The sequence below is a fragment of the Streptomyces sp. NPDC014764 genome (assembly GCF_043082785.1).
GTDB classification, from domain to species: domain Bacteria; phylum Actinomycetota; class Actinomycetes; order Streptomycetales; family Streptomycetaceae; genus Streptomyces; species Streptomyces althioticus.
Genome location: NZ_JBIBXY010000017.1, coordinates 1 through 12,106 on the forward strand (window position 1 = coordinate 1; position 12,106 = coordinate 12,106).

General features: G+C 72.4%; 11 protein-coding genes. 6 read left to right on the plus strand and 5 right to left on the minus strand.

Annotation, left to right across the window (positions count from 1 at the left end; translation table 11 throughout):
• Window positions 1–216: 216 nt before the first annotated feature.
• From ACF1AG_RS28470 to ACF1AG_RS28490, 5 genes are all read right to left on the minus strand, one after another.
• On the minus strand, window positions 217–1,740 hold the full coding sequence (locus ACF1AG_RS28470; RefSeq protein ID WP_387796762.1) for an MFS transporter: 1,524 nt from the start codon (window positions 1,738–1,740) through the stop codon (window positions 217–219).
• Window positions 1,737–2,306: a TetR/AcrR family transcriptional regulator gene (locus tag ACF1AG_RS28475; RefSeq protein ID WP_359608003.1), complete on the minus strand. Its 570-nt coding sequence runs from the start codon at window positions 2,304–2,306 to the stop codon at window positions 1,737–1,739. The genes ACF1AG_RS28470 and ACF1AG_RS28475 overlap by 4 nt, the downstream gene beginning before the upstream one ends.
• Window positions 2,307–2,390: 84 nt before the next feature.
• The gene (locus ACF1AG_RS28480; protein ID WP_359608001.1) at window positions 2,391–3,368 is read right to left on the minus strand and encodes an aldo/keto reductase; all 978 of its coding nucleotides are present in this window, start codon (window positions 3,366–3,368) and stop codon (window positions 2,391–2,393) included.
• A gap of 368 nt (window positions 3,369–3,736) precedes the next feature.
• Window positions 3,737–5,167, minus strand: coding sequence for an argininosuccinate lyase (argH, locus tag ACF1AG_RS28485; protein ID WP_387796760.1), 1,431 nt, complete (start codon window positions 5,165–5,167; stop codon window positions 3,737–3,739).
• A gap of 103 nt (window positions 5,168–5,270) precedes the next feature.
• Window positions 5,271–6,464 carry an argininosuccinate synthase gene (locus tag ACF1AG_RS28490; RefSeq protein WP_181383152.1) on the minus strand — a complete coding sequence of 398 codons (1,194 nt, stop codon included), beginning with the start codon at window positions 6,462–6,464 and terminating at the stop codon, window positions 5,271–5,273.
• 216 nt (window positions 6,465–6,680) lie between these two features.
• On the opposite strand from ACF1AG_RS28490, the gene ACF1AG_RS28495 reads away from it, so the two are divergent.
• From ACF1AG_RS28495 to ACF1AG_RS28520, 6 genes are all read left to right on the plus strand, one after another.
• Window positions 6,681–7,556: a hypothetical protein gene (locus ACF1AG_RS28495; RefSeq protein ID WP_387796759.1), complete on the plus strand. Its 876-nt coding sequence runs from the start codon at window positions 6,681–6,683 to the stop codon at window positions 7,554–7,556.
• 122 nt (window positions 7,557–7,678) lie between these two features.
• On the plus strand, window positions 7,679–8,266 hold the full coding sequence (locus ACF1AG_RS28500; protein ID WP_359605827.1) for a pyridoxamine 5'-phosphate oxidase family protein: 588 nt from the start codon (window positions 7,679–7,681) through the stop codon (window positions 8,264–8,266).
• 3 nt (window positions 8,267–8,269) lie between these two features.
• Window positions 8,270–8,974: a L,D-transpeptidase family protein gene (locus ACF1AG_RS28505; RefSeq protein ID WP_359750328.1), complete on the plus strand. Its 705-nt coding sequence runs from the start codon at window positions 8,270–8,272 to the stop codon at window positions 8,972–8,974.
• 88 nt (window positions 8,975–9,062) lie between these two features.
• Window positions 9,063–10,445: a ferredoxin reductase family protein gene (locus tag ACF1AG_RS28510; RefSeq protein WP_359605824.1), complete on the plus strand. Its 1,383-nt coding sequence runs from the start codon at window positions 9,063–9,065 to the stop codon at window positions 10,443–10,445.
• A 53-nt stretch (window positions 10,446–10,498) separates the two neighbouring features.
• Complete coding sequence (locus ACF1AG_RS28515) at window positions 10,499–11,266, plus strand: FMN-binding protein (protein ID WP_391810602.1); 768 nt, start codon at window positions 10,499–10,501, stop codon at window positions 11,264–11,266.
• Between the two features lie 55 nt (window positions 11,267–11,321).
• Window positions 11,322–12,059: an FAD:protein FMN transferase gene (locus tag ACF1AG_RS28520; protein ID WP_359605833.1), complete on the plus strand. Its 738-nt coding sequence runs from the start codon at window positions 11,322–11,324 to the stop codon at window positions 12,057–12,059.
• The last annotated feature ends 47 nt before the right edge of the window (window positions 12,060–12,106 follow it).

Consider the following 12,106-nt stretch of genomic DNA (forward strand, 5'->3'; position numbering starts at 1 on the left):
CCCCCCCCCCCCCCCGGGGGGGGGGGGGGGGGGGGGGGGGGGGGGGGGGGGGGCCGGGGGGGGGGGGGGGGGGGGGGGGGGGGCCCCCCCCCCCCCCCCGCCGCGGTTTGTGGGTCACCTGCGGGTGGGCGGGGGTGTGTCGCGCAGTTCCCCGCGCCCCTGGGGAGCGCTTCCGTCGGGGGTGGGTGTTCCCCGCGGCGCTGGGGCGTCTACCGCTCAGGCGATGTCCAGCTTCTGGTCGCGGAGCATGAACCATGCGGCTACTGAGGCGGCAAGCAGGACCGCTGCTCCTGTGCCTGCGGCCAGGGCGAGGCCGTTGACGAAGGCCTCCCGGGCTGCGTCGAGCATGGGGGCCGCGGTGGCGGCGGGAAGGTGGGTCGCTGCTTCCACCGCGCTGCCCAGGGATTCGTGGGCCGATGCCGGCGTGCCCTCCGGGGCGGGGAAGTCGCGGTAGACGCCTGTGACGATCGAGCCCAGGACCGCGATGCCCAGGGCCGCGCCCAGTTCGTAGGCCGTCTCCGAGACGGCGGAGGCCGCGCCTGCCTGTTCCTTCGGGACGCTGGAGAGGATCACGTCCGCCGTCACCGTGAAGGAGAAGCCCGCGCCCGCGCCGACCACCAGGAGGGCCGTGCCCAGCAGGGGGTAGCCGGTGGACTGGCCGATGACGGTGAGGGCGGCCAGGGCCAGGCCGATCGCCGCCAGCCCTCCGGCGACGACCGAGCGGACCGAGAAGCGGCGGGCGGTGCGGCCCGCGATCAGGCCGGCCGCCACCGCGCCGATCGCGGCGGGAAGTTCCGCGAGACCCGCCTCGAACGGACGCCGTCCCTGGACCAGTTGCAGGTACTGGGAGAGGAAGAAGACCAGGCCGGACAGGCCGAGGACGGTGAGGAGGTCGGCGAGCACCGCTCCGCTGAAGCCCCGGCTGCGGAACAGCCGCATGTCCAGCAGTGGCTTCGGGAGCGCCAGCTGACGGCGGACGAACAGGTACAGGGCGGCCGCGCCCAGCAGACCCGCCGCGAGAGCGGCCGCGCCGGCGCCGTGGCTCGCGATCTCCTTCACCGCGTAGACCACGCCGATCATCCCGGCGAGGGACAGGGCCACGCTGGGCAGGTCCCACGGACCCGGCTCCGGGCTACGGGACTCCGGGAGCAGCTTGGCGCCTACGACCACCAGGACCGCCATGACCGGCAGGTTGATCAGGAAGACCGAGCCCCACCAGAAGTGTTCGAGGAGCAGTCCGCCGAGGATCGGGCCGACCGCCGTGCCCGCGGAGGCGGTCGCGCCCCAGATGCCGATGGCGAGGCTCCGCTCGCGCGGGTCGTGGAAGAGGTTGCGGATCAGCGCGAGGGTGGCCGGCATCAGCGTGGCCCCGGCGACGCCGAGCAGGGCGCGCGCCGCGATCATCACCTCGGGCGTGTGCGCGTAGGCGTTCAGCACGGAGATCAGGCCGAACGCGGCGGCGCCGTAGAGCAGGATGCGCTTGCGGCCGATGCGGTCGCCGAGGCTGCCCATCGACACGAGCAGTCCGGCGAGCACGAAGGAGTACACGTCGCCGATCCACAGCAGCTGGGAGCCGGTGGGTGCGAGGTCCTCGCTGATGTACGGGGTGGCGAGGCCGAGGACGGTCGCGTCGACGGCCACCAGCAGGACGGCCAGGACGAGGACCGACAGGGCGAGCCAGCGGCCGGGGCGGGGTGCCGTCTCCTCGGTCGGGCCTGCCGTCCTTATGGCGCTGGTCATGAGTGCTTCCTTGCCGCCGGTTCTTCCGGGCGTCGTACGCCGCCGAGCAGCAGCTCGACGATCATGTGGGTGAAGTCCTTGGGGGCGACCCTGCCTTCGGCGACCGCCCAGGCGGCGGAGGCGAGCAGGCCGTAGAGAGCCTCGGTGAGCCAGGCCGGGGCGAGGTCGATACGGAACTCGCCGCTCGACTGGCCACGCCGGAAAAGCGCGGCGAAGGTCTCGTCGATCCTCGCCCAGCCCTCGTTCTGCTCCTCGCCCTCGAAGAGCTGGTTCTCGGAGTAGAGGAAGGCGAGCAGGCCCGCGTGCGGTTCGATCTCGGCGACCAGGCGCCGTACGGCGTCGGTGGCGGGACCCTCGCCGGTGCGGGCGGCGGCGAGGGCGGCCTCGCACTCGGCGATGCCCAGCGCCTCGAGCGCGCGCACCAGCGCGTCCCGGCCGGCGAACTGCCGGTGCAGGGTGGCGCGGCTGATCCCGGCGGCCTTGGCGACCTCGTCCATGGTCGCGGTGGATTTTCGGGTCAGCAGGGCCGCGGCGCTGCGCAGCACATGGTCTCGGTCGACAGCCATGAGACGACAGTACCGCATGTGAGACATTGATGTCTCACTGGAGACCCGCACATCTCACGGGCAGGGTGCGCGCGGTGCGTCGTGCTAGTGCCAGGGCAGCGTGCCCCGGTGCTGCCAGTACGCCTCGGGAGTTTCCGTCAGCGGGGCCAGGCGGGCGAGATGGTCGTCGGTGAGGTCGACGGCCGCCGCGTGCAGGTTCGAGGTCAGCTGAACGACCGTCGCCGCGCCGGACAGGACGACGCCCGCCCACGGCTCGCGCAGGATGACGGCGAGGGCGACCGCGTCGCAGCCCAGGCCCGTCTCCTCGGCGACCGCGCGCAACGGCTCGGGGGCGTGCGGTGCGGCCAGGCGGCCGTTGGCCATGCCCTCCTTCACGATCACCGTGAGTCCGGCGTCGTGCGCCTCGGTCAGTGCGGGGCCCGCGGAGGTCTCCAGGACGTTGTAGGTGGACTGCACGGTGCGGAACAGGGGTTCGCCGTCGACGGTGACCGCGAGGGCCGCGCGGATCGCGTCCGCCTGGCGAGGGCCGCTGGTGGAGAAGCCGACGGTGAGGCCCTGGGCCGCGGCCTCGGCGAGGCGGGCGTGCAGGTCCTTGTCGTTGAGGGCCGGGCTGTCCGGGGTGAGCGAGTGGATCTGGTAGAGGTCGAGGCGGTCGCCGAGGATCGCGTCCGTCTCTGCGCGCTGGCGTTCGTACGCGGCGAGGGAGTGGTCCTTGACCTCGTGACGTTCCGCGTCGGTGGTCCAGCCGGCGGTGTAGGTGTAGCCCCACTTGCTGCCGACGACCACGTCGGTGACGTCGGGGCGGCTCGTCAGCCAGTCCGCGAGGAACTCCTCGCTGCGGCCGTAGGAGCGGGCCGCGTCGACGTAGCGGACGCCTTGGGCGTAGGCGGCGTCGAGGAGTTCGTGGGTGCGGGTGCGGAGGTTCTCGACCGTGCGGTCGTCGCCTTCTCCGAGGTCGGCGGCTCGGTCGAGGGTGATGTAGGCGGGGCGGCCTACCGCGGCGAGACCCACGCCCAGGTGCGCGGTGGGGGTGGTGGCGGTGGCCAGGCGGGAGAAGGGCATGTCGACTCCGTCGGTCGGCTCCGGGTTCGGCGGTGCCCAAGGTAACCCGTGGGGTGGGTCTGCCCTCGCCTATGAGCTCGGGACTTGCCGGGGGTGGGGTGGGGTGGGGCGGGGTGCGTGCGGCGCCGTGAGGGCTGGTCGCGCCGTTCCCCGCGCCCCTGGGGGTGGGTTGTTCCTCCGGGGGTGCTTTGCGTGCGGCGCCGTGGGGGGTGTTCGCGCCGTTCCCCGCGCCCCTGGAGGTGGGTGCTTCCCCCGGGAGCGCGGTTGCGTGCGGCTTCGTCGGGGCTGGTCGCGCCGTTCCCCGCGCCCCTGGAGGTGGGCGCGGGGAACGGCGGCGGCGTGAGGGGTTGGCGCGCAGTTCTCCGCGTCTACCGCTTCTTCGCCGTGGACCACTTGTGCTGGAGGGTCACGTTCTCCTTCAGTTCCGCCAGCTGCGTCGCGACCGCGCTCGGGGCCGTGCCGCCCCTGCCGTTGCGGGAGGCCAGGGCTCCGGGGACGTTGAGGACCGTGCGGACCTCCGGGGTGAGGTGGGCGGAGATCTTCGCGAACTGCTCGTCCGTGAGGTCGTCCAGTTCCTTGCCCTCCGACTCGGCGACTTTCACGCACTCGCCGGCCACCTCGTGGGCGACGCGGAAGGGCACGCCCTGGCGGACCAGCCACTCGGCGATGTCCGTGGCGAGGGAGAAGCCGGCGGGGGCCAGTTCCTCCATGCGCTCCCGGTGCACGGTGAGCGTGGCCATCATCCCGGTGAAGGCCGGCAGCAGGATCTCCAGCTGGTCGATGGAGTCGAAGACCGGCTCCTTGTCCTCCTGGAGGTCGCGGTTGTACGCGAGCGGGAGGGCCTTGAGCGTGGCCATCAGGCCGGTGAGGTTGCCGATGAGGCGGCCGGACTTGCCGCGCGCCAGCTCGGCGATGTCCGGGTTCTTCTTCTGCGGCATGATCGACGAGCCGGTGGAGAAGGCGTCGTGCAGGGTCACGAAGGAGAACTCCTTCGTGTTCCAGATGATGATCTCCTCGGCGATCCGGGAGATGTTCACGCCGATCATCGCGGTGATGAAGGCGAACTCGGCGACGAAGTCACGGGAGGCCGTGCCGTCGATGGAGTTGCCGGCGCTGCCGTGCTCGAAGCCGAGGTCCTTGGCGACCGCCTCCGGGTCCAGGCCGAGCGAGGAGCCCGCGAGGGCGCCGGAGCCGTACGGGGAGACGGCGGTCCGCTCGTCCCACTGGCGCAGCCGCTCGGCGTCCCGGGAGAGGGACTGCACGTGGGCGAGGACGTGGTGGGCGAAGAGCACCGGCTGGGCGTGCTGGAGGTGGGTGCGGCCGGGCATCGCGACGTCCGGGTGGGCCTCGGCGAGGCCGATCAGGGCGTCCTGGAGGTCGGCGATCAGACCGCCGATGACGCGGGCGTGGTCGCGCAGGTACATCCGGAAGAGGGTCGCGACCTGGTCGTTCCGGGACCGTCCGGCGCGCAGCTTGCCGCCGAGGTCCGGCCCGAGGCGCTCCAGCAGGCCGCGCTCCAGTGCGGTGTGGACGTCCTCGTCGGCGATGGTGCCGGTGAAGGCGCCCGAGGCGACGTCGGCCTCGAGCTGGTCGAGTCCTTCGATCATGCGGGTCAGCTCGTCCTCGGTGAGGAGGCCCGCCTGGTGGAGCACGCGCGCGTGGGCGCGGGAGCCGGCGATGTCGTAGGGGGCGAGCCGCCAGTCGAAGTGGACGGACGCGGACAGCTTCTCCAGGGCCTCGGCGGGACCGTCGGCGAAACGGCCGCCCCAGAGCCGGACGTCACCGCTGTTGCTGCTCACTGCGTGCTCCTCGAGGGTTCCGGATGTGCCGCCGCCTCCCCACGGGCGCGTGGAGAGGCGGCTGTCAGGCTAGTGCGTGTGAGGGGTAGTCAGGCGGTGCGGCTCAGGCGAGGTCGCGCTTGGCCGCGATCTTCGACGACAGGCTGTAGATGTCGATGAAGCCCTTGGCCGCGGCCTGGTCGAAGGTGTCGCCGGTGTCGTAGGTGGCCAGGTTGAAGTCGTACAGGGACGACTCCGAGCGCCGGCCGGTGACGACGGCGCGGCCGCCGTGCAGGGTCATCCGGATGTCGCCGTTGACGTGCTGGTTGGCCTCGGCGATGAAGCCGTCCAGGGCGCGCTTCAGCGGGGAGAACCACTGGCCGTCGTAGACCAGCTCGCCCCAGCGCTGCTCGACCTGCCGCTTGTAGCGGGCCAGCTCGCGCTCGACCGTGACGTTCTCCAGCTCCTGGTGGGCGGTGATCAGGGCGATCGCGCCGGGGGCCTCGTAGACCTCGCGGGACTTGATGCCGACGAGGCGGTCCTCGACCATGTCGATCCGGCCGATGCCCTGGGCGCCGGCGCGCTCGTTGAGCTGCTGGATGGCCTGGAGGACGGTGACGGGCTTGCCGTCGATGGCGACCGGGACGCCCTCCTTGAAGGTGATGACGACCTCGTCGGGCTCCCGGGCCACGGCCGGGTTCTGGGTGTACTCGTAGACGTCCTCGATGGGCGCGTTCCAGATGTCCTCGAGGAAGCCGGTCTCGACGGCACGCCCGAAGACGTTCTGGTCGATGGAGTACGGGGACTTCTTGGTGGTGGCGATCGGCAGGCCCTTGGCCTCGCAGAAGGCGATGGCCTTGTCCCGGGTCATCGCGTAGTCGCGGACCGGGGCGATGCACTTCAGGTCGGGGGCGAGGGCGACGATGCCGGCCTCGAAGCGGACCTGGTCGTTGCCCTTGCCGGTGCAGCCGTGGGCGACGGTGGTGGCGCCGTGCTTCTGCGCGGCGGCGACGAGGTGCTTGACGATCGTCGGCCGGGACAGCGCGGAGACCAGCGGGTAGCGGTCCATGTAGAGGGCGTTGGCCTTGATCGCCGGGAGGCAGTACTCCTCGGCGAACTCGTCCTTGGCGTCCGCGACCTCGGCCTCGACGGCACCGCAGGCGAGCGCGCGCTTGCGGATGACGTCCAGGTCCTCGCCGCCCTGGCCGACGTCGACCGCAACGGCGATGACCTCGGCGCCCGTCTCCTCGGCGATCCAGCCGATGGCGACGGAGGTGTCCAGACCGCCTGAGTAGGCGAGTACGACGCGCTCGGTCACGGGTTTCTCCTCACAGTGCATTCGCTGACATGCATGAGTATGCAGGAGTCCGCATGATTCGTCAATTCCCCAGGTCGCGGGGCGCCTGCCGGGACCGCACCGGAGCGATGTGGCGCGGAAGTTGAACACGGGAAACCGCTTGCGCGTATGACTCGCCGGACGCAGGCGCCGCGTCGCTCCACCCGAGACACCCCCGACTCCGAGTGAGGCATTCGCATGTCCAGGGCTCTTCCGAAGTACAGCAAGCGCCGTGTCGGCCTGGCCGGCGGCGCCGCCGCTGTGGCACTGACCGGCGCCGTGATCGCGGGCACCGCGCTCGCGGGCGAGTCGTCCGAGGGCGGCGGTGCGGACGCCAGGACCCTGGCCGGGCCCGGCACGGTCTCCTGCCCGGACGTCGCCTCGCGGCTCCCCGCGATCCCCGCCTCCGCCCAGGACGAGATCACCCGCAATCTGCAGCAGCTCGACCAGCAGGTCGCCGAGGCGAACAAGCGACTCGTCGACACCGTCGGCCAGGGCGGACCCGACTTCGTCCAGAACGCCATCCTCGGCCCCCTCGAGGACAAGCGAGTCGCCACCGTCAACCGCATCGCCACCGCCATCGGCCGCACCGCCGACCGCCCCGCCGGTCTCGACTCCCTCGCCGCCTGCACGCTCGACGCCCAGGACGACCCGGCCGCTCCGGGTCAGGAGGAGACCGGCGACGCCGAGTCCTCCGCGCCGCCGGCCGAGGACGCGGGCGGTGACACGGGCGCGGGCGGCGGTGACGCGGGCGCCGGTCAGGGAGGGGACGCCTCCGGCGCCGGCACGGTCTCCTGCCCGGACGTCGCCTCGCGGCTCCCCGCGATCCCCGCCTCCGCCCAGGACGAGATCACCCGCAATCTGCAGCAGCTCGACCAGCAGGTCGCCGAGGCGAACAAGCGACTCGTCGACACCGTCGGCCAGGGCGGACCCGACTTCGTCCAGAACGCCATCCTCGGCCCCCTCGAGGACAAGCGAGTCGCCACCGTCAACCGCATCGCCACCGCCATCGGCCGCACCGCCGACCGCCCCGCCGGTCTCGACTCCCTCGCCGCCTGCACGCTCACCAAGTGACGTGACAGGCGCTGTGGCCGCCCCGTTCAAGCGCCGGCCGGGGCGGCCACGGTCATCCCCCTTCGAGGCAAGGCCGTCAAATGCTTAGACAGGCGAAAGATCTCCCCGGATAATCCGTGAACATGGGAAAAACGTATGAGCGCATCGACGGGCGGCTCCGCACCTTCATCGAGGAGCAGCCTGTCTTCTTCACCGCCACCGCTCCCCTGTCCGCCGACGGCACGGTCAATCTCTCCCCCAAGGGACTCAAGGGTTCCTTCGCGGTCCTGGACGACCTCACCGTCGCCTACCTGGACTTCGCCGGCTCGAACGCCGAGACCGTCGCCCATCTCCGGGAGAACGGCCGGATCACCCTGATGTGGTGCGCCTTCCAGGGCCCGCCGAACATCGTGCGCGTGCACGGGCGCGGGGAGCCCGTGTTCCGCGACGACCCGCGGTTCAAGGAGCTGCTCGCCCGCTTCCCCGGCATCGACCCGTGGAACCACGGACTGCGCGCGGTCGTGGTCGTCCGTGCCGAGCTGATCCGGGACACCTGCGGCTACGCCGTGCCCTACATGGCGTACGAGGGTGAGCGGGACCTGCACGAGAGGCGGTTCGCCAGGGAGGACGACGCCTCCCTGGACGCGTACTTCACCAAGAAGGAGCACGTCGCGACGAGTCTGGACGGACTTCCCGGGCTGCCGTTGCCGCTGCCCCCCTCCAGCATGTGAGCCATGCGCCCACGCCGTGTCACCGTCGCCGTCCTCGTGTCCCTGTCCCTGCTCACGCTCGGCACCGCGCAGCGCCCCGCGTCGCCGCTGCCGGAACGGATGGCGGACACCGGGGGCGGCACCCAGCTCATCACGGCGGTGGCGGCGCGGACCGGGTCGACCACCGGCACGGTCACCTGGTGGGACCGCAAGGGCGGACGCTGGGTGGCGGCCGGGTCCGCCAAGGCCCGCTTCGGCGCGAACGGACTCACCGAGGGCACGACCCGCAAGCAGGGCACGAACACCACCCCCACCGGGCTGTACGGCCTGCCCTACGCCTTCGGCATCGAGGCGGCACCCTCCGGCACCCGCTCCCCCTACCGCCGCGTGCGGCAGAACTCCTGGTGGTGCCAGGACAACGACTCCCGCGTCTACAACCGCTGGACCGAACCCCGCGCGGCCGACTGCCGGGCGAGCCAGGCCGAGCACCTGATCACCTACCGCACGCAGTACGCGCACGCCCTGGTCGTTGACTTCAACTACCGCCGTCCGGTGCGCGGCCGGGGCGCCGGCATCTTCCTGCACGTCAACGGCCGTGGCGCGACGGCGGGTTGCGTGTCCGTGCCGAAGAGCGCGATGCGCCGGATCCTGCGCTGGGCGAACCCCGCGCGGGACCCGCACCTCGCGATCGGCACCACGGGCGGGCGCACCGCGATCACCCGCTACTGAAACGGGCGGGGAATCCACGGTTCCCGCTGAACACTCCCGCGTGGCGGCACGTATGTGAGGGCCAAGGGCCGAGTCCCACGGAGGAACCGTGACCACCACGCTCGCCGGCGGCCGTGCCGCCCGCCGCCAGACGATGCGCCGCATCCGTCCGCGCCGCTCCCCCGCCGTGCCGCTGCTGCTCGCCGTGGGCGCGGGCGCGGTGGCCGTGCTGTGGCTCTGGTGGACGAGCACGCCGTCGATCGCGGACACCACCGGGAAGATCATCGCCGCGGGCCGGATCACCGGTCTGCTCGCCGGATATCTGATGGCCCTGGTCGTGCTGCAGATGGCCAGGGTGCCCGCGCTGGAGCGGCGGGTGGGCTCGGACCGGGTCGCCCGCTGGCACGCGATGAGCGGCCGCTACACCGTCAGCCTGGTGATCGCCCACGTCTTCCTGATCATGTGGGGCTACGCCCGGCAGGCCGGCAGGACCCTCACCGACATCGCGTCCCAGACGATCACCTCCATCAACACGCTGCCCGACATGGGCAAGGCCGCCATCGGCACCGGCCTGCTCTTCGTGATCGCCCTCCTGTCGGTCGGCCCGGTCCGGCGCCGGCTGCCGTACGACGGCTGGTACCACGTGCACCTGCTGACGTACGCGGCGGTGTTCCTGACGTTCTGGCACCAGATCACCACCGGCAACGAGTTCGCCGTCACCCCGTCCGCGAAGACCTTCTGGTACGGCCTCTACGGCGCCGTGACCGCGCTGGTCCTCTGGTACCGGATCATCACCCCGGTCCGTCTGAACCTGCGGCACCAGATGCGCGTACAGGCGGTGATCGAGGAGACGCCCGGTGTCGTGTCGGTGCTGATCAGCGGGCACCGGCTGCACCGGATGGGCGCCGAGGCCGGGCAGTTCTTCCGCTGGCGCTTCCTGGCGCCCGGGATGCGGTTCAGCTCCCACCCGTACTCGCTGTCCGCGGCGCCCCGCCCCGACATGCTGCGGATCACCGTCAAGGCGATCGGCGACCACAGCTCCCGGCTGCGGGAGCTGGAGCCCGGCACCCGGGTGTGGGCGGAGGGCCCCTACGGCGCGCTGACCGCGCAGCGCCGCAGCCGCGGCAAGGTCCTGCTGGTCGCGGGCGGCGTCGGCATCACCCCGATGCGCGCCCTGTTCGAGACGCTGCCCGGCGCCTCCGGTGACATCACCCTGCTGTACCGGGCCAACAGCACGCAGGACCTGGCGCTGTGGGGCGAGCTGGCGAAGATCGCCGACGAGCGCGGCGCCCGGCTGATGTACGCGGTGAACAGCCCCGAGGGGGAACGCCCGGACATCTCGGCGGAGAGCCTGCGCCGCAAGATCCCCGACGTCGACCGCCACGACGTCTTCATGTGCGGTCCGCCCGGATTCGCCCAGCAGGTGTACGCGGCCCTGCGGGACGCGGGAGTCCCCGCGCGACGGATCCACCACGAGTCGTTCGAGATGTGAGCGGCGGGCCGTCGGCCCCGGTCGCCCGTTACCCATCAGGAGCTTGAGAAGCGATGAGGAAGAGTCACCCCGTCCGGCGCGCCGTCCTGGCGACCGCCGCCACCGTCTCCGGGATCGTGCTGCTGCTGTCGCTCAAACCCGCGTCCGACCCGGGGTCGGCCGAGGCGGCGGGCGGCGCCCCGCCCGCGGCGGAGTCCGTGCAGGGCGGCGCCCGGCCCATCGGTGACGGCACGGTCACCGGCGACGCGGCGCAGACCCAGTACGGCGCGGTGCAGGTACGGCTGACCGTCAGCGGCGGGAAGATCACCAAGGCCGAGGCCGTCCAGGCCCCCAAGGGCGGCCAGAGCGACCAGGTCACCTCCAACGCCGTGCCCAGGCTCAACCAAGCCGCCGTGCAGGCGCAGAGCGCGGACATCGACGCGGTGTCGGGCGCGACCTACACCAGCGCGGGTTACCAGGAGTCCCTCCAGTCGGCCCTGGACAAGGCGCGCGCCTCCGCACCCGCCGACACGGGCGGCGACGACACAGGCGGTGGCGACGCCGCCCAGGCGCGGACGGTCACCGGTGAGGTCGCGCAGACCCAGTACGGCCCGGTCCAGGTGCGTATCACCGTCAGCGGCGGGAAGATCACCAGGGCCGAGGCCGTCCAGGCCCCCAAGGGCGGCCAGAGCGACCAGGTCACCTCCGACGCCGTCCCCAAGCTCAACCAGGCGGCCGTGCAGGCCGGCACGGCGGACATCGACGCCGTCTCCGGCGCCACCTACACCAGCGCGGGCTACCGGGAGTCCCTCCAGTCGGCCCTGGACAAGGCCGGTGGCTGAAACGGTGGCGGAACCCGTTGAGGCGCCCGCCGCGGAGCGTCGTGTGGTGGAGACGATGGGGACCGTCTTCTCCCTCGACGTCCGCGGCGGGGAACCCGGCGCGGTGCGCGCGGCGCTGGAGGAGGCCGCCGCCGGACTGCGCAGGGTCGACGAGGTGTTCAGCACCTACCGCGAGGACACCCAGATATCCCGGCTGGCGCGCGGCGAGCTGGACGTCGGGCAGTGTGCCCCCGAGGTCGCCGAGGTGCTGGAGCTGGCCGCGGAGGCGGAGCAGGTCAGCGACGGCTGGTTCAGCACGCGCTACCGGGGCCGGCTCGACCCGACCGGCATCGTCAAGGGCTGGGCCACCGAGCGCGCGGCCCGCCGGCTTCTCGCGGCCGGGGCATCCGGCGTGAGCGTCAACGGCGGCGGCGACGTACAGCTGCTCGGCTCACCGGGCACGGGGCGGCCCTGGCGTGTCGGCGTGTCGGACCCGCTGCGCCCTGGCGGCCTCGCCGCGGTGGTCTCCGCCGCCGGGGCGGGGGAGCTGGCGGTGGCCACGTCCGGCACGGCGGAGCGCGGTGACCACATCGTCGACCCGCGCACGGGACGCTCGGCGGTGACCGACCTGGTCGCGGTGACGGTGGTCGCCCCCCGCCTGACCTGGGCGGACTGCTGGGCCACGGCGGCCTTCGCGATGGGCTCACGGGAGGGCCTGAGCTGGCTGGAGGCCCTCCCCGACACGGAGGCCCTCCTGATCACAGCAGGGGACGAGGTCCGCTGCACGGCGAACCTCGCCACTTGGCTGGGTTGAGGGCAACCCCCTGAAGGGGCGCGTCCCTTCACGAGACACATCCACCG